At 67.8% G+C, this 18,222-nt stretch carries 9 protein-coding genes; 4 read left to right on the forward strand and 5 right to left on the reverse strand.

Annotated elements, in window-relative coordinates:
• Nucleotides 1-135 precede the first annotated feature (135 nt).
• Nucleotides 136-1,776, forward strand: coding sequence for a phosphoethanolamine transferase (locus WKW82_RS17335; RefSeq protein WP_340343554.1), 1,641 nt, complete (start codon nt 136-138; stop codon nt 1,774-1,776).
• On the opposite strand, the gene WKW82_RS17340 is transcribed toward WKW82_RS17335, so the two are convergent.
• From WKW82_RS17340 to WKW82_RS17360, 5 genes are all read right to left on the reverse strand, one after another.
• Nucleotides 1,755-2,705 carry a LysR substrate-binding domain-containing protein gene (locus tag WKW82_RS17340; protein ID WP_340343555.1) on the reverse strand — a complete coding sequence of 317 codons (951 nt, stop codon included), beginning with the start codon at nt 2,703-2,705 and terminating at the stop codon, nt 1,755-1,757. The two genes, WKW82_RS17335 and WKW82_RS17340, sit on opposite strands and share 22 nt — an antisense overlap.
• Before the next feature lie 175 nt (nt 2,706-2,880).
• Nucleotides 2,881-4,335, reverse strand: a complete 1,455-nt coding sequence (locus WKW82_RS17345) for a tannase/feruloyl esterase family alpha/beta hydrolase (protein ID WP_340343556.1) — start codon at nt 4,333-4,335, stop codon at nt 2,881-2,883.
• Nucleotides 4,336-4,568: 233 nt separating this feature from the next.
• Complete coding sequence (locus WKW82_RS17350; protein WP_422823501.1) at nt 4,569-6,002, reverse strand: FAD-binding oxidoreductase; 1,434 nt, start codon at nt 6,000-6,002, stop codon at nt 4,569-4,571.
• A gap of 57 nt (nt 6,003-6,059) precedes the next feature.
• Nucleotides 6,060-7,400, reverse strand: a complete 1,341-nt coding sequence (locus WKW82_RS17355; protein WP_340343605.1) for an MFS transporter — start codon at nt 7,398-7,400, stop codon at nt 6,060-6,062.
• Between the two features lie 151 nt (nt 7,401-7,551).
• Nucleotides 7,552-8,232, reverse strand: coding sequence for a transglutaminase-like domain-containing protein (locus WKW82_RS17360; RefSeq protein ID WP_340343557.1), 681 nt, complete (start codon nt 8,230-8,232; stop codon nt 7,552-7,554).
• A gap of 175 nt (nt 8,233-8,407) precedes the next feature.
• On the opposite strand from WKW82_RS17360, the gene WKW82_RS17365 reads away from it, so the two are divergent.
• The 3 genes from WKW82_RS17365 to WKW82_RS17375 all read left to right on the forward strand — a co-directional run bounded on the left by WKW82_RS17365 (nt 8,408) and on the right by WKW82_RS17375 (nt 18,171).
• Nucleotides 8,408-9,811, forward strand: coding sequence for an amidase family protein (locus WKW82_RS17365; protein WP_340343558.1), 1,404 nt, complete (start codon nt 8,408-8,410; stop codon nt 9,809-9,811).
• A gap of 14 nt (nt 9,812-9,825) precedes the next feature.
• On the forward strand, nt 9,826-11,004 hold the full coding sequence (locus WKW82_RS17370) for an MFS transporter (protein ID WP_340343559.1): 1,179 nt from the start codon (nt 9,826-9,828) through the stop codon (nt 11,002-11,004).
• 333 nt (nt 11,005-11,337) lie between these two features.
• A complete protein-coding gene (locus WKW82_RS17375) occupies nt 11,338-18,171 on the forward strand; it encodes a hypothetical protein (RefSeq protein ID WP_340343560.1) in 6,834 nt (2,277 codons plus the stop codon).
• Nucleotides 18,172-18,222: the final 51 nt, after the last annotated feature.

The raw sequence follows: 18,222 nt of genomic DNA on the forward strand, positions 1-18,222 counted from the left end.
GTTGCTTGACGCGGGTGCCAGCCGGCAGGACGTCTTCCCTCCCTGGCAGCCCCTGCGGGCGGCGATGTCTTCGGGCGGCGGGCGATCAGGTCGCCAGGGATGTCGCCAGAATGCTGTTGTCTTCGCAGACAGGTCATGGAGCAGCATGGCGATCCAGAGAAGGCGCGCGTGACATCCGCGCCGATGGTCAACAGACGGCACCGCGTCGTGCGTCTGATCGAGCTTGTCTGGGGTGCCATCCTGCTGTTACCAGCCCTGTGGATCTTCGGCTCCACGCACGCATGGGATCCCGGGTCCGCCTGCTTGGTTGTTGCAAGCGCAGCTTTCTTCGGTCTGCTTCGGGCGATCCTGGGGCTTCGAACATTCCTGGTGCTCACCTGCATCCCGGCGCTGTTCGGCGTCCTGGCCGTGGCAGCCGATCTTCTTCGCGACGTCAATCTTCTCGAGGCTGCCCTGATCCGGCCGGACCCGAACGAAGCGTGGCCGGTCATTCAGCCTTATGTCCTGTGGATCACCCTGGCCGCGGTCCTGTTCGCCGTGCCGGTCTGGGTGGTGTTCCGCACGCCATCCACCCGGACGGTGCGCCGGAAGGGGTCTGTGGCGACCCTCGCGGCAATCACCGTCGCCTCGGTCCTGTTCGGTGCCGTCTTTCATGACACGGTGCTGAGGGCGTGGCCGCTGAATGTGATTTCCGTGGCCGCGGCTTCCGCGATCGGCCGTGACGACTTCATCTCGACGGCGTCGCCCTATGCGGCCACCAACCCGCGCTTGGCGTCCGCGAGCTGGGGCGCCTCGCGCTTGCCGGGGGTCCATCCGCAGAAGGAGACCTACATCCTCATCATCGGCGAATCCGTGCGTGCCGACCGGCTGGGAGCATGCGGCGGGCCAAGGCAGGTCGGCATGGAGCACGACGCGATCATCTACTGCGACGTGACGTCCGGCTCCAGCAGCACGCATACGTCGGTGCCTTTGCTCATTTCGCGCGATATGCCTGGCGGTGCATATCGAGTGAGCAAGGACGCAACGTTCATGAAGGCTTTCGAGGAGGCTGGCTTTCGCACCTGGTGGCTTGCGCTCCAGGAAAGAGGCATTGCGTGGCCTGACGCCGACACCGACATGTTCCTTTCACCAAAGAGGACCGATCGGGAAGCCCTTTTGCCATCGCTCAGGTCGGCGCTGGCAGACAGCGCGTCCAGGAAGTTGATCGTGCTGCATGCCTACGGCGCACACTTTTCGTACTGCGATCGCTACGACCCGGCAACGGCTGCTTTCCAGGCAGATTGCTCGAAGCTCTCCCAATTCCCGAATGACTCCACGCTGCCGGAGTTCCTCCGCGCCTACGACAATGCCGTGGCCGAATCCCTCCGCTTCGTCGATGCCGTGATCTCGGAGGCGGCGCAGGCGGGCGGCGCCTCCTTCGTGATGTACACGCCCGACCATGGCGAGAACCTGCTCGACGACGAGCGCAAGCTCTTCCAGCACGCGCTGAAGGACCCGACACACTGGGATACCCGCGTCCCGGCCGTCATGTGGGCGAGCGATGAATGGCGCGCCGGCAACGCGGCGCGATGGGAGCGGCTGCGCGCCAACCATGGGGCGAAGGCGATGCATGCCGACCTGGTGCCGACCCTGCTCAATGCGGCGGCCATCCGATATGTCGACGAGCGGCAAGCGGCGATCGATCTCGGGGCGACGTCACCGCCTGCCAGAATCCGGTGGGTCATGCGGCGTCTCGGCGAGAAGGTCGATGGTGATCAACTGGGCCGGGCAAGGTAGCGCCCGCCCGACCACTGGCCGCTCTCGCAGAGATCGCGCAGGACGTTGCTGATCAACCGGCAGATGGCAAGCTTGGCATTGGATGTTGGAAGGTGGCGCGACACGCACAGGCCCAGCACACGCACCACGTTTTCCGACGCAATGCGATGCGCGACGAGCCGTCCTTCCTCGACTTCGCGCTGCGCAAGGCCCAGCGGCATGATCGTTGGCCCGATACCGGCCTCGACCGCGCTCTTGAGCACATAGACGGAATTGATCTCGGCCGCGATGCGCTGGGGCGGAAGGCCGGCGCGCTTCAGGGCATCGTCAACGATCCATCGCGTGCAATGACCATGCTGCGCACTCGGCAGGACGAGCGGCTGCGCAACCGCTTCGTCGAGCGATATGTCACCCCCTGAGGGCGCCAGCGGGTCCTGGGGCGAATGCATCAGCACGAAGGCTTCCTCCACCAGCGGCGTGAAGACGATGTCGCGCGATGGCATGGTCTCGGTGAAGACGGCGATGTCGACGCGCCCGAGCAGCAATTGGTCGGCCATGTTGCCGGTGAGTTCTTCGTTGAGGTGAAAAAGGATGTTGGGATAGCGGCGCGACACCGCGCGCATCAGCGGCATGGCGATCGTCGCAGCCACGCTCTGCGGCAACGCGACGACCACCGAACCGACCACCGTATCGGAAGACCGCAGCACCGCCGCGCGCGCATCGCTGATCTGCTTGGTGATGCCCTGGGCGTACTCGTAGAACACCTTGCCCGCCTCGGTGGTCGTCACGCCGTTCCGGCTGCGCGACAGGAGCTGCACGCCCAGCTCCGACTCCAGCTCCGCCAACTGCTTGCTCAGGGCCGACTGCGCCACGTGCAGGTGCTCCGCGGCGCGAGACAGGCTCTTGTTCTCGACGATCGCGAGGAAGTACTTGAATTGGCGAAGCTCCACCACTCGATTCTGAACCGCTTTCGTATCAGGTTGCGGCCAGGCTATCGCGTGACCGGCGACGCGTGAACCGACGGCGAGCAATGCCTGTTCGGGGGCACCCGCAGATCCGGCTTTGCCGGGCTGCTGGGTGCGCCCCCTCGAGGGGGTGCGCCGAAGGCGCTGCGGGGGTGGGTTTTCAGGAGGTCGAGCAGCTGAAGCTGGCCGCATCGTTGAGGTCGCCGCTGCCTTTGTAGCGCGGGTAGGCCGGGTACTTGCACAGCGGGCGTGCAAGCGTCGTTGCGCCACTGGCGTCGACCTTGCGATGCACCAGCGATTGCGCCGATGCCGGCGTGCCTTGCTCCACCCACGTGGCCAGCGCCTTGAGCAGGTCGACCTTGTCGGGGCCGACGCCGCCGTAGCAGTGACCGACGCCCGGCGCCATGAAGAGTTCGACGGTCTGGTCGGCCTTGGCTTGCCCCAGGGTACCGACCACGTTGTCGTAGTAGCGCGCGGTGTCACGAGGGCTGACCGAGGAATCGGTCGTGCCGTTCCACAGGATGAGCTTGGCGCCGCGCGCATTCATCGCGCTGAGGTCGGGGTTGAAGGCCTCGAACATGCCGCCCACCACGCCCATTCGGGGCAGCCAGTCGTCGTAGTTCCAGGCGAGCGTGTCGTAGTTCGGGTCTTGCGTGATGAAGGAACGCACGAAGCCGTCCGAGAACAGGCCCTGCACGGAATTGCCACCGAAGGCCGCGTTCGGCCAGATGTATTCGCCCCAACCCTTGGCCGTGTTCTCGGCGCCGGGGTTGTAGCCGGGATGCGTCCACGCGCCATCGGCCGAGGCGATGGCCGAGGTCACCTTGTTCACCGTGGCAATCTGCGCGTCGGACAGGCAGTTGTCGCCCGTGTCTGCGCCGGCCGCGCAACGCAGGGGCGCCGGGTCGAAGCGGCAGGCCTCGGGCTTAGCGATGATGCCGTCGGCCGCGCCGTCCAGGTTGTCGCACTGGGCCAGCACCGCATTCGCGAGCAGGGTTTGCTTGGCCGCGTTGAGCGAATTGGCCGGGGTGCGGACCTGTTTCGAAATGCGGTTGAACTGCATGAACAAGCCCATGATGTTGCCGGCCGGCGCGCGTGCCACGATGCCGTCGAAGTCCTCGGGATAGCGCTGGGCCTGCGTCAGTGCATCGTGCCCGCCCATCGAGCAGCCTTCGAAATAGCTGCGAGAAGCGGCCGATCCGAAGAAGCTCGCGACCAGCGCCTTGGCGGCCGGCAGTGCGCGGTGTTCGGAGCGGTAGGTGAAGTCGGCCAGCTGCTCGGGGTTGAGCGCGAAGGCCGCATTGAAATAGTCGAGGCCACGCACGCCCGGATAGTCGTAACCGCCGTTGGTGCCGACGGTCGCGTAGCGCTCGCTGACGATCGATTCGCTGAACTGCGGGTCGGTGGCGACCGGCATGGCGCCGTCGAAGCCGCCACCGCCGAGGAATGCAATCTTGCCGTTCCAGCCGCTGGTAGGCATGCGCGCCTCGAAGCGCAACGTCGAGCCGTCGAGCTTGGCATGCACTACGCAGTACTCGGGTTGCGCACCGGTGGCGGCAACGACCTGGGCGTCCTGCACGGTGGCCCCGTTGCCCAGGGGCTGGCCCGCGGTCATTGGGCACTTTTCCGAAAGCGTGAGGGCGAGGGCCGGGGCCGGGGCAGGGGCAGGGGCAGGGGCTTGAGCTGGGGCAAGGGTCGTGGCTGCAACCGGGGCGGGTGCAATGAAGCCATTGTTGTGGCCCCCGCCGCCGCATCCGGCTGCCGCCAGCATGGCGATCAAGGAGGCGCTACGTGTGAAATGCATGGTCTTGTCTCTGTTGGTTTGAATGCGATGTGCGTGGGCGTGGCTCAGCTGAAGCTGACGACCTTGCCGGGGTTGAAGATGTTGTGCGGATCGAAGGCCAGCTTGATCGAGCGCATCAGCGCCACCGCATGAGGCCCGTGCTCCTCGACGAGGTACTGCATCTTGTGAAGGCCGACGCCGTGCTCGCCGGTGGATGTGCCGCCGTGCCGCAATGAACGCTGGACCAGCCGGTGGCTGAAGGCCTCGGCGGCGGCCAGTTCCGGGGGAGCGGCGGGGTCGACCAGCACCAGGCAATGGAAGTTGCCATCACCGACATGGCCGAACACCGGCGCCAGCAGGCCATGTGCCGCGATGTCCTCGAGCGTCTCCTCCACGCAGGCGGCGAGCGCGGACAAGGGCACGCACGCATCGGTGGTCATGCTGCGGCTGCCGGCCTTGAGTTGCAGCGAAGCGAAGTAGGCGTGGTGCCTCGGCGTCCACAGGCGCGAGCGCTCTTCCGGCAGGCTGGCCCACTGGAACTCGCCACCGCCATGACCGCTGGCGATCTCGCGAACGACCGCAGCCTGCTCCTCGATCTGCGCCTGGCTGCCGGCGAATTCGAGGAACAGCGTCGGCTTCTCGGCCAGCGTCGTGCGGCTGTGCGCATTGACGGCCTTGATCGTCAGCGCGTCCAGCATTTCCGCGCGCGCCAGCGGCACGCCGAGCTGGATCGACTCGATGACGCAGTCCACGGCGGCGCGCACGGCAGGGAAATGCACCACCGCGGCAGCCACCACTTCGGGATGGGGATGAATCCGCACCGTGGCCTCGGTGATGAGCCCGAGCGTGCCTTCGGAGCCGCAGAAGAGCTGCGTCAGGTTGTAGCCGGCGGAGCTCTTGCGCGCATGCGAGGCGGTGCGGATCACGTCGCCTTGCGCGGTCACGACCGTGAGGCTCACGAGGTTGTCGCGCATGGTGCCGTAGCGCACGGTGTTGGTCCCCGAGGCCGCCGTCGCCACCATGCCGCCGATCGTCGCGTCGGCCCCGGGGTCGACCGAGAAGAAGAAGCCGGTGCCGGCCAGCGCCGCGTTGAGCTGGCTGCGCGTCACGCCCGCCTGGACCGTGGCCGTGAGATCGCTGGTGCGGATCGCGAGCACCTCGTTCATTTGCGAGAAATCGATGCAGACCCCGCCTTCGACTGCCAGCAGATGGCCTTCGATCGAGGAGCCGACACCAAAGGCGATGACCGGCACCCGCTCCCGCGCACAGGCCCGCACCACGAAGGCTGCCTCGTCCGTGCCGTGCACGTAGACCACGGCGTCGGGCGGCAATGGGTGGTAGCTCGACTCGTCGCTGCCGTGCTGCAGCAGAACGCTGGCGGCAGTGGACAGCCGTGTCCCGAAGCGGCGGCGCAAGGCCGCGATGAGTTCCGCAGAAGGCGTGCGGCGGCCGGCATCGGCGGCAGACGGGCGCGCGAGGTCCATCACATGGGCATCCATGATGTTTTTCCTGAAGAGAAATGAAGCGCGGGCAACCCGCCCGCGGAGGGGGTGACGTCAGTGCGTCGAGGTGGCCGACGATGTGGCCGACGAGGTGGCCGATGGCTTGACCCGCAGCACCAGCACCGCGCCGATCACGAGCAGCGCCGCGAGCATGTGCAGGCCGGCATCCGTGCTCTTCGTCGCGTCCTTGATCACGCCGATCATGAAGGGCGCAGCGAATCCGGAGAGGTTGCCGAAGGAGTTGATGAAGGCGATGCCCGCCGCTGCCGCCGCACCGCCGAGGAAGCCGGTCGGCATGCCCCAGAACACGGGCAGCGTCGACATGATGCCCATCGTCGCGATGGTCAGGCCGACCATCGACCAGGCGGCACTGCCATGCATTGCCACGCTCATCAACAGCCCGGCGGCGCCGACCACGGCGGCAATGGCAGAGTGCCAGCGGTGCTCGAGGCGGCGGTCCGCGCTGCGCGCCGTCAGGTACATCGCGACCACGCCGAAGGTCCACGGGATGGCGCTCAGCAGGCCGATGTCGAGCGCACCCTTCACGCCGATGGCCTTGATGATGCTGGGCAGCCAGAACGAGATGCCGTAGAGGCCCGAGACGAACGAGAAGTACACCAGCGCCAGCAGCCAGACGCGGCCCTGCGCCATCACACGCCAGATGCTGACCTCGGACTTGCCCATGTTGTCTGCAGCGATTTCACGTGCGATCAGCTCGCGTTCTGCAGGGCTCAGCCATGCGGCATCCTTGACCCGATCGTCCAGGTAGCGCCAGATCACGAGGCCCAGCGCAACCGTCGGCAGGCCCTGCAACAGGAACAACCATTGCCATCCCTGCCAGCCGTTGATCCCGGCCATGCCCTGCAGGATCCAGCCCGAGATGGGACCGCCCAGGATGCCGGCGAACGGAATCGCGGCCAGGAACAGCGAGGTCGCCTTGCCGCGGCGGGCCGCTGGATACCAGTAGGTGAGGTACAGGATGATGCCGGGGAAGAACCCTGCTTCGGCTGCACCGAGGAAGAAGCGGATGACGTAGAAGGTCATCGGCGAATCCACGAACATCGTGCCCGCCGACAACAGGCCCCACGTGACCATGATCCGGGCGATCCAGCGGCGCGCGCCCACCTTGTGCATCAAGACGTTACTCGGCACTTCGAAGATGAAGTACCCGACGAAGAAGATGCCGGCGCCCAGGCCGTACACCGCCTCGCTGAATTGCAGCGCATCCTGCATCTGCAACTTGGCAAAACCGACGTTCACGCGGTCCAGGTAGGCGACGATGTAGCAGACGAACAGCAGCGGTATGAGCCGCCAGCTGACCTTGCGGTAGACCGCGTCCGCGGTCGAGAGGGATGGGGTGCCGCCTAGCGGCGTCGATAGAGAGCTGGTGGTCATCATGGTGGGTTGCTGTTTGCCAGGCCGCCATGGTTGATCCAGCGCGCGATCAGCCCTATCGGGTTAACTCGCGAAATTCATACCGATGGGAGAACGTGCCATCTCGCTGGGAGATGGCCCATCAGGAGGGAGTCGAGCGGCGGCGAGGGCGCTAACGCGCTTCCCGCTGCACATCGACATCGAAACTCACCCCCGGCTGCGCGAGCCCCTGCCATGCCGGGTAGGTGGTCGCGAAGTCGCTCACGATGCGCTCGAGCGGCATGTCGTCGTAGGTGCCGCGTTCGCCGACGTACTCCATGTGGCGACGCCCCTCACCATCGAAGGGGTGGTAGAGCGAATCGGTCCGGCCATCCCATTCGAGCGGCAGCAAGCCGAAGCGTTCGCACAACTCGACGTTGAATGCGGGCGTGGACTTGACCCAGGCACCGTCGAGCCACAGCTCGGTGTAGCCGTGCCAGATGAAGATGTCCGTCTGCATGGTCTCGCGCATGCGCTGCGTCGACAGGTGATTGCGCACGTCCGCGTAGCCGACCCGCGCGGGAATGCCGGCGGCGCGCGCAGCGGCTGCGAGAAGGGCGGCCTTGGGCACGCACCAGCCGTACCCTTGCGCGATCACCTGGCTTGCCCGCATGCCCTGCGGCGAGAGGTCGACGCGGTAGGGGTCGTAGCGGAAGCCATCGCGCACCGCGTAGTAGAGGGACACGGCGCGTTCGCGATCGTTTGCACCTCGCGCGTGCTCGGCCGCGAAGGCGGTGACGCCGGGGTGGTCACTGTCGATCAGCGCGGTTGCTGCGAGGGTCGCCGGGGTCGGGCCTGGAGTCGTGGTTTGCATTCGCTGTGTTTACCAGAAGCGCGCCGTTCAGGGGACCGACGCCGTTACGACCACGTTGACATGCAGCTTGAGGCGGCCTGCGTTGTGTGCGCCCGTGCCGAAGGCCAGGCTGTTGAAATACGATGCGGGCTCGCCTTTGCGAGCGTCTTCTCACCACTCACGGAGTTCCGAATCGATGACCGACATCTGGCGCTTGCCTGCTTCCCGCGTGGCCGACCTGATCCGCCAGCGCAAGTTGTCGGCGACCGAAGCGGCGCAGGCTGCGTTGGCGCGGCTGGCCGCCGTCAACACGAGGCTCAACGCGGTGGTCGACTGCCGGCCCGACGAGGTGCTGCGTCGCGCCGGCGCGGTCGATGCAGCGCTTGCGCGTGGCGAGGAGCAGGGCGCACTGGCCGGCGTGCCGGTCACGGTCAAGGTCAACATCGACCAGGTCGGCTTTGCAACCACCAATGGCGTCACGCTGCAGAAGGACCTGATCGCTTCGACGAACAGCCCGGTGGTCGACAGCCTGTTGAAGGCGGGTGCAGTCATCGTCGGGCGCACCAATACGCCTGCGTTCAGCTACCGCTGGTTCACGGGCAACAAGCTGCATGGCACGACGGTCAACCCGCGTGACGCGGCGCTCACGCCAGGCGGCTCATCCGGCGGTGCGGCGTCGGCGGTGGCGGCGGGCATCGGGCACATCGGGCATGGCACGGACATCGCGGGGTCGATCCGCTACCCGGCCTATGCCTGCGGCGTGCACGGACTGCGGCCGACGCTGGGTCGCATCGCCGCCTTCAACGCGGCCTTGCCCGAGCGCACCATCGGCGGCCAGATCACGGCTGTGTCCGGCCCCATTGCCCGCACGATCCACGACCTGCGGCTGGGTCTGGCCGCCATGGCTGCGCCGGATGCGCGCGATCCGTGGTGGTGCCCCGCGCCCCTCGTCGGCCCGGCCGCGCCGCGCATCGTTGCGATGTGCCTGCGGCCGGACGGAATGGACACGCAACCCGAGGTGGTGAAGGCGCTGCTCGATGCGGCGGAGCGCCTGCGCGACGCGGGTTGGACGGTGGACGAACTCGAGGCGCTGCCGCCGCTTCGCGACGCCGTCGAAAGCCAGGTCACGCTGTGGATGGGCGATGGCTACGAGGCCATGGTGAAGGCGGCCGAACGCGAGGGCGACTTGGGCGCGGTCACCGCGCTGGCAGGGCAGGCTGGTTTGGCGCGCGAGATCACTGCGGCGCAACTCTCGGCGGCACTGGTCCGGCGCGCGACCATCACGCGGCAGTGGCAACTGTTCCTGGAGCGCTACCCGGTGGTGCTGTTGCCGGTGTGCGCCGAGCTGCCCTTCGCTGCCAACCTGGACCTGCAGGGCCCCGAGGCCTATGCGCGTGTCTGGAAAGCGCAGATGACCATGATCGGCCTGCCGCTCACCGGGCTGCCGGCGCTGACCGTGTCGACCGGCATGGTCGGCAAGAGCCCGGTCGGCGTGCAACTGGTGGCCGGGCGCTTCCGCGAGGACCTCTGCCTGGCCGCGGGCGAGGCGATCGAGGCGCGGGGCGTTCCGCCGATGGCGGTTGTCGACCTCGTCGGCTGAACGCGCCCGGACTCGTGGGATTCCGCGTCTTCCTCGCATCGCTGTTCGTCTCCAAGCTGGCCGACCAGATCCTGTTGTTCCTGGTGCCGCTGGTGGTGTTCCAGGTGACACAGAGCGTGGCCTGGTCGGGCTTCGCGTTTGCGGTCGAAGCCCTTCCGCGCTACCTGTCCTTTCCGGTGTGCGGCGCGCTGTGCGATCGCAAGTCGCCGTTCAAGTTGCTGCAGGCCAGCCAGGTGCTGCGTGCGGGGATGTGCGTCGTCGGCGTGGTGGGCGACCTGTGGTGGGGCGGGATCGGCTGGCTGGTGGCCTTGTCGGCGGTGTGCGGCGTGCTGACCACGCAGGGGATGATGGCGCGCGAGGTGATGCTGCCGCAGATGGCGGCGCAGGGCGAGCGTTTCGACCGCGTGCTGGCCTGGTCGCAGGCGGCCGACCAGACTGGCTTCATGCTCGGCCCGATGCTGGCCGCGGCCTTGCTCGCGCTGTGCCCGTGGCAAGGCGTGGTGGGGGTGGCTGCGGCGCTGTTCCTGCTGGCCGACATCGCGACGGTGGCATGGCGGCGGATCAGCGACTTGCGCCTGCGTGAACCGGAGGCGGAGGGTGGGCCGTTGTGGCAACCGGTCCGTATCGCGCTCGGCCATGTCTGGCATCTGCCCGGCCTGAAGCGGCTGGTGGTGCTGGCGGCCGGTGTGAACCTGATCGTCGGCGTCACGCTCGCGTCTTCGGCGGCGCTGGTGACGGGGTTGCATGGGCGCTCGACCGGCTACTACGCGGGGCTGCAGACGCTGGGCGCGCTGGCGACCATCGTGATCCTGCTGACCATCGCGCGCGCTTCGTTCGCCGTGAAGACGCTGGGGCTCACCGGCTTTATCGCGATGCTGGTAGGCGGCTTGTTGACGGGCGTGGCGCCGGACCACTGGGTCTACGCGGCGGGATTCCTGCTGATCACCGGCTTCGACAAGATGTTCAACGTGTTCATCCGAGCGAGCCGGCAGAAGATCATTCCGCCTGCTGACTACGGCAAGACGACTGGCGTGATTGTGATGCTCAACAACCTGACGCAGCCGCTGGCGGGGCTGTTGGTAGGGGCTTGCGCCGGGCCGCTGGAGACGGGGCGGCTGATCGTGTGGCTGTCGGTGGCGATGGGCGTGCTGGGGCTTGTGGCGTTCAGGCCAGGGCCTTTGCCGGAGCGCTGATCAACGCGTCGAAGCCTCTTGCCTTGGCGCGCCTTGATGCGGTGCGCGCGACTGCGTGGAACTGGCAAGTAGCCATGCAACGGCAGTCGTGGTGAGGATCTTGGTGATAGGCGAGAGGTTGTTCATTTCTTGTGGGTAGCGCGGATGACGGTGTCCGGATGGGACAGCGTGAAGCTTAGTGACGGTGCATGGCACTGGCATGACAGAAAAAGCCCCGTGCCATTGCAGGCTTGAATCACAGGTGCAAGAAGCCGGACGCAGGGACAACACGCGCAGAGGCCCGAAAAATACGATTTGTGCAGCTTCGATCCACCCGTCCAACCGCTGCACAACATGTCCCATTCACCGACTCTTGCGCCACGTGGCGCGGCCTTGCGTTCCATCGACTCCAGCGCGCGCTGCATACCGTCGGGCAACCGCTTCGGCTTGCGCAAGCTTGTCGCCGCGCTCTTGCAATCCGCGGTGCTGCTGCCGGCGGGGGGCGCGGCGCTTTACCTCACGTCCACCGCGGCGCTGGCCGACAGCGGCCCGGCCTGCCAGAAGGGCAGCCCTACCGCGTGCCAGATCGTCTACACCCAGCCCTCGGCCGGCCACAGCGACACCGGCGCGACCGGCACGGCGATCAACAGCACATTCACCAACACACAGACGTTGACCGGCGTCGACGGCCCTTCCGGCTGGGGCGCGGTGCAGTTGGAGAGCTATGCCGGCAATGGCGGTGATGCCGACAGCGACGGCAACAGCGGCGGCAGCGGCGGCATGGGCAACACCGTCTCGGCCACGATCGGCAGCGGCGTCACGGCCGACGGCAGCAACAGCGGCGGCATCCTGCGCTTCACGGCGCAAGGCGGCGATGGCGGCGGCGGGCAGGGCGACCATGTCGGCAGCCCCGGCAGGAGCGGCACGGGCGGCGGCGGTGGCGCGATCGACGTGACGATGGATGGCACCGTCAACTCCAGCAACCCCGATTCGCCGGGCCTCTATGCGCTGTCGCAAGGCGGCTCGTCGCAGCAGGGTGACTCGGGCTCCAAGGGCTTCTTCGGCGCGGAGTCGGGCGACGGTGGCGGCAGCAACGGGATGATCGTGAACATCGGCGGAACGATCAACACGGTCAACACCGGCGCATCGATCAATGCCGTTGGCGGCAACGGCGGCACGGGGGTCGAGGACTCCAGCGGCGTGTCGGAAACCGAGGGGCGCAATGGCGGCAACGGCGGCCATTCGGTGCTGTCGATCCAGGCGACGGTGACGGGCCGCATCACGTCCTCGGCGGCGGACGGCATCGACGTGCTCGTGCAGGGCGGCAACGGTGGCGATGGCGGCCACGGCGGCGAGGCGCCTTCCTCGTCGACGGGTGGCAACGGCGGTGACGGCGGCTTTGCGCCGAATGCGAGCTTGATCATCTCGGGCAACGTGAGCGGCGGCGCGATCGGCGCGCTGGTGCAGGACCGCGGCGGCTCCGGCGGCAGCGGTGGCACTTCGTCCAACAGCGGCACTTCGGCAGGTGGTGTGGGCGGTGATGGCGCCAGTGGGGGCACGGCCACGCTGGTGCTGCAATCGGGTGGCAGCATCACCGGCGGCACGACCGGTGCGTCGGCCGTGTCCGGTGGGGGCGATGGCGGCGCGGGTGGCGTTGGCGGCTACACCAACAACACGAGCACCGGTGGCAATGGCGGCAAGGGCGGGCCGGGCATGGCGGTGAGCATCGACATCGGCCAGACGCCACAGAACCAGACACCGGCGCCCACCACGGTCACAACGCCGGTGGGTGCGGCGGCCATCGGTGTCTCGGCGATCAGCTATGGCGGCGCCGGTGGCGCAGCGGCGCTCGCGACGGCGCAGAACTATGCGAGTGGCGGCATCGGCGGTGCCGGCGGCGCAGCGGGCACGGCCACGGTGACGATCGAAAGCAACGGCGCGGTGAAGACGCAGGGCAACGACACGCCGACGACATCCACGGCCGTATTGCCCGGTGTGCTGGTGCGCTCGAATGGCGGTGCCGGCGGCGCGGGCGGCAACACTGGCGCGGGCATGGGCAGCGCGGCCGGCAACGCGGGCATGGGCGGCGCGGGCAGCACCGCCACCGCGATCATCAACGGCAGCGTGAGCACCAGCGGCAGCTATGCCTACGGTGTGCTGGCGCAGAGCATCGGCGGCGCTGGCAATGCGGGTGGCGATGCGGACAGCGTGTTCGGCGCCTACGGCGGTGCGTCGAAGAACGGCGGTGCGGGCGGCAACGTCTACCTGCAAGGGCAAGGCGGCAGCGTGACGACGACCGGGACCGGCGCGGCCGGCATGGTGGCGCAGAGCATCGGCGGTGGCGGCGGCGCGGGCGGCAATGCGTTGACGCTGGGCGGCGGCGGGGCCATCGGCGGCAATGGTGGCGCGGGGGGCAACGGGGTCAACGTGACGGTCGGCCTGCTGTCCACCGACAGCGCCTCGGCCTTGCTCAGCGACACGATCATCACGCACGGCGACTCGTCGACGGCACTGATCGGACAGAGCGTGGGCGGTGCGGGCGGCAATGGCGGCAACTCGCTGGTGGTGGGTACCGTGCTGCCATCGATCTCCATCGGCGGAGACGGCAAGAGCGGCGGCATCGGCGGCACGGTCAATGTGCAGAACGACGGGCTCATCACCACGAGCGGCCAGCAGTCGGGCGGCATCGCGGCGCAGAGCGTGGGCGGCGGTGGCGGCAATGGCGGGGCCAGTGTCGCGATCAATGCGGGGGTGCAGGTGTCGACTTCGTTCGCACTCGGCGGTGCGGGGGCGACGGGCGGCACGGGCGGTGTCGTGAACCTCACCAACAACAACCAGGTGTCGACCTATGGCGCGGATGCCTTCGGCCTCAAGGCGCAGAGCATCAGCGGCGGTGGCGGGCAGGGCGGCACGGCGCTGGCGACGGCCATTGCGCTGGGTGGTGATCCGGAATTTCCGACGACCTCGGTGAGCATCGGCATCGGCGGCAGTGGGGGTGCGGGCGGCGACCAGGGCAGCAGCCCCGTGACCGTCAACAACAACGGCCTCATCACCACAGCGGGCGACGGATCGATCGGCATCCTCGCGCAGAACATCGCGGGTGGTGGCGGCAATGGCGGCGATTCGACCGCGTCGTCGTATGCAAACGGCGGCGACAAGCAGAGCACCAACGTCAGCGTGAGTTCGAGCGTCGGCGGCAAGGGCAAGGGCGGTGGCACCGGTGGTGCGGTCACGGTCAACAACAACGCGCTGGTCGTGACGATGGGCGCCGATGCCTATGGCGTGTTTGCGCAGAGCACGGGCGGTGGCGGCGGTGTCGGTGGCACGGGGGATTCTTCGGCGTCGGCAGGTTCGGGCAGCAACAGCTTCGGCGGCACGGTCACCGTGGGCGGGCAAGGCGGCGAGGGCGGCACGGGCGGCACGGTCACGGTCACCACCAACGCGGTCGGCAACGTGGCGACCTCGGGCGATGGCGCGAACGCGATCCTGGCGCAGAGCATTGGCGGTGGCGGTGGCGCCTCAGGCGGTGGCACGGCGAAGGCGAATGGCGGCAACCTCTCGGTTGCTGTGACGGTCGGCGGCAACGCAGGCAGTGGCGGTGGCGGCGGGCAGGTCAGCGTGACGAACCAGGCCAACCTGCTGACCCAGGGCGCGGACGCCGATGCGGTCTTTGCGCAGAGCGTGGGCGGTGGTGGCGGCAAGGCGGGCAAGGGCGCATCGACGGCCGGTGGTGCGCAAAACGCGCAGGACGTGGTCAACCAGATGAGCAACACGATTGCCAAGGGGCTCGGGCTCAACCCGCAAGACGTGACGACGATCGCCGATGGTGTCTACAAGGTCGGCGACGACGTGTGGAAGGGCATCGACAAGATCTCGGACCTGCAGACCGTGCTGAACGGCGGGGTCTCCGCCATGCTGCGCGATGACGACGACAGCGATGGCACGTCGAGCAACCTGAAGCTGCATGCCACCATTGGCGGGCAGGGCGGAACCGGTGGCGACGGCAACCAGGTCACGGTCAAGAACCTGGGCGCGATCCAGACCAATGGCACCAAGTCCGACGGCATCTTTGCGCAGAGCATCGGCGGCGGCGGCGGGGTGGGCGGCGCGAGCAGCTTCTCCGGCAGCGAGACCTCCGGCGGTGATGGCGACAGCAACACCAGCGGCACGCTCAACGTCGGCGGCAGCGGCGCAGGTGCGGGCGCTGGCAACACGGTGCAGGTCACCAACACCGGCTCGATCACGACCAACGGCGTCACGTCCTATGGCATCAACGCGCAGAGCGTCGGCGGTGGCGGCGGCAAGGGTGGCGCGACGGCCAAGTCGGACGGCGCGCTGAAGGACTTCAAGGTGACGGTGGGTGGCTCGGGCGGCGCAGGCGGTGCGGGTGGCGACGTGACGGTGAACAACGACGGCGCGGTCACGACCAACGAACGCCAGTCGCCTGCCATCCTCGCCCAGAGCACGGGTGGCGGCGGTGGCACGGCGCACCTGTTGTCCAGCGACATCGCCGCGACCACCTCTGGCAACAACATGCAGATCAGCGCGACGCTGGGCGGCAGTGGCGGGGCAGGTGGTACGGGCGGCAACGTCACGGTCAACATCGGACAGAACGCGGCCGGCACGGTGCGCGGCTACGGCGTCGGCAGCATCGGCGTCGTCGCGCAAAGCATCGGCGGTGGCGGCGGTGTGCTGACCACCACGAGCACGGTGGCCGACGCGCAGGGCGGCGGCAATGGCGGCGGCATCCAGGACACCACGACCATCCCGATCACGATCGGCGGCGCCGGCGGCGCGAGCGGCAATGGCAGCACCGTCAACGTCACGCTGGGTGCCGGTAGCACGAGTCCGACCTCGTCGATCCTCACGACCAAGGCGGGCGCCTACGGCATCCTCGCGCAGAGCATCGGCGGCGGTGGCGGCCTGTTCGCGGGCGCCACGCCGAGCAACGAACTGGCCAAGTTGTATGGGAGCACTAACCAGACCGGCAATGGCGGCAGCGTCACCGTCAAGCTCGACAACAGCGGCTGGATCTACACGAGCGGCGACGGGGCTGTGGGCGTGATCGCGCAGAGCGTGGGCGGTGGCGGTGGCGTCATCGGCGGGATGCAGAACGTCAACCTCGCCAGCGGCCTGCAAACCAACCCGACTGCAGAAAGCGGGCAGGGCGGCAACGTCCTGGTCGACCTGGAAAGCGGCGGCAACATCGTGACCCAGGGCAAGGGCGCGCATGGCATCTTCGCGCAGGCGGTCGGTGGCGGCGGCGGCGTGGTGGCCGGCGCCAACAACACCGGCTTTGCCTATGCGGGCGCGACGCCGTACAGCAACTGCACCGGCACGGCCTGCACCGGCGACGTCAACGTGACCATGGGCTACAACACGGTCGTGCAGACGCACGGTGCAGGCTCGTACGGCATCTACGCGCAGAGCCGCGGCAACGGCACCAACAACGTGACGATCACGCTGAACCCGGACTCGTGGGTGGAGAGCCGCGACGACTCGGCCGGCGGCATCTTCATCGAGGCGGCGGGCCTCAACGCCGTCAACAACCAGGGCAACATCGCCGCCACCGCGAGCGGCACCGCCATCGCCGGCGCCATCGGCGGCACGGTGGTGCACAACCAGTCGGGCGGCACGATCACCGGCAGCATCAACCTGGGGATCAACGGCGGCACCGGCAGCGTGATCAACGATGCGGGCGGCACCATGAACCTCGGCTCGACGATGACCGCGGGCAACTTCACCAACAGCGGCACCGTCAACCTCGGCGCCGCCGGCACGCCGATGGGAACCAGCACCGTCAACGGCAACTTCACGAGCAGCGGCACCATCACGACGCCGGTCGACTTCACCAAGGCCACGGCCGCACAACTCAAGGTGCAGGGCAACGTGATACTGTCCGGCTCTTACCAGCTTGCGCCGACGCTGCTGGCGAACAACACGGTCACGCTGGTCACGTCCAGCAATCCGCTCGCCATCGGCAACCTGTCGGTGCACGACACCGGCAACATGCTGTTCACCTACAAGCAGCAGCCCACGAGCGCGAACGAGTACGCGGTGGCGCCGGTGTCGCAACTAACGCTGGTTGCGAAGGCCAACAACTTCAGCGCGGCGCAACAGTCCCTGGCGACGAAGCTGGACACTGGCTTCACGTCCAGCGTGAGCAACGCGCAAGCCAGCACCTATGCGTCGCTGTCGCAGCTCTCGACGGCGGCGGCCTATTCGACGGCGCTCAACGGCCTGAGCGGCGAGGCCATGCAGGCGGTGGGCACGGCGCGGCTGGCGGCCAGCCATTCCTTCGTCGAGCGGCTCAACAGTTGCCCGGGTTCGGAGCATCTGGGTGAGTTGCTGCAGGAGAAGGACTGCGTCTGGGCCCGCGTGATCGACAACCAGACCGACCGCAAGAGCAACAGCGACGGCCTCGGCTACAACGCCAGCGCGGCCGGCGCGCAGGTCGGTGCGCAGAAGCGCCTCGGCGATGGCTGGATCGTGGGCGGTTCGGCGTCGTACGACCACAGCTCGCTCAACGCCGATGGTTCAGGCGGCAGCGTCAGCGGCGACAACCTGGCCATCGGTGCGATCGTCAAGAAGGAGATCGGCAACTGGACCGTCTCCGGCGCGGCCGACCTGGGGCGCGGCAGCTACGACAGTTCGCGCCTGGCCATGATCGGCAGCATCGGCGGCGTGGCCACGGGCGCCTTCGATGCCTGGCATGCGGGCCTGCATTCGCGCATCGCCTACCAGATGCCGTACGACGGCTGGTATCTCAAGCCGTACGTCGACCTGCATGCCGTGCGCATCACCACCGGCGCCTACACCGAGACCGGCGCCGGCCCGCTCGCGTTGCAGGTGCAGAAGCAGAGCGATACGATGTTCGCCGCCTCGCCGATGCTGGAAATCGGCGGCCGCATGCGGCTGGACAACCAGATGGAACTGCGCGCCTTTGCCGGCATAGGCGCGGTGGTGCAGAACAAGTCCGAATGGGGTGCGCAGGCCAACCTCGTGGGCTGGGGTGATGGCAGCACCTTCCGGGCCGTGTCGTCCATCCCGGACCAGCGCATGAAGGTCAACCTTGGCGCCAACCTGTCGCTGACAAAGTGCACGGAACTGCGCGTGGAGTACACGGGCGAGTTCGCGCATGACTACAAGTCGAACACGGGGTCGGTGAAGTTCAATTACTTCTTCTGAGCATCCAAAGCCCGTGAATGAGCCCGGTGTTCGCGTAGAAGCGGTGTTGCG

The sequence above is a fragment of the Variovorax rhizosphaerae genome (genome assembly GCF_037889975.1).
In the GTDB taxonomy this organism is placed as follows: Bacteria; Pseudomonadota; Gammaproteobacteria; order Burkholderiales; family Burkholderiaceae_C; genus Variovorax; species Variovorax rhizosphaerae.

Bases quoted from the DNA above. Each gene is read 5' to 3' on its own strand.
- WKW82_RS17360 (WP_340343557.1), bottom strand. From the start codon at position 8,232: ATGCAAACCACGACTCCAGGCCCGACCCCGGCGACCCTCGCAGCAACC.
- WKW82_RS17345 (WP_340343556.1), bottom strand. From the start codon at position 4,335: ATGACCGCGGGCCAGCCCCTGGGCAACGGGGCCACCGTGCAGGACGCC.
- WKW82_RS17350 (WP_422823501.1), bottom strand. From the start codon at position 6,002: ATGGATGCCCATGTGATGGACCTCGCGCGCCCGTCTGCCGCCGATGCC.
- WKW82_RS17375 (WP_340343560.1), top strand. From the start codon at position 11,338: ATGTCCCATTCACCGACTCTTGCGCCACGTGGCGCGGCCTTGCGTTCC.
- WKW82_RS17365 (WP_340343558.1), top strand. From the start codon at position 8,408: ATGACCGACATCTGGCGCTTGCCTGCTTCCCGCGTGGCCGACCTGATC.
- WKW82_RS17355 (WP_340343605.1), bottom strand. From the start codon at position 7,400: ATGACCACCAGCTCTCTATCGACGCCGCTAGGCGGCACCCCATCCCTC.
- WKW82_RS17335 (WP_340343554.1), top strand. From the start codon at position 136: ATGGAGCAGCATGGCGATCCAGAGAAGGCGCGCGTGACATCCGCGCCG.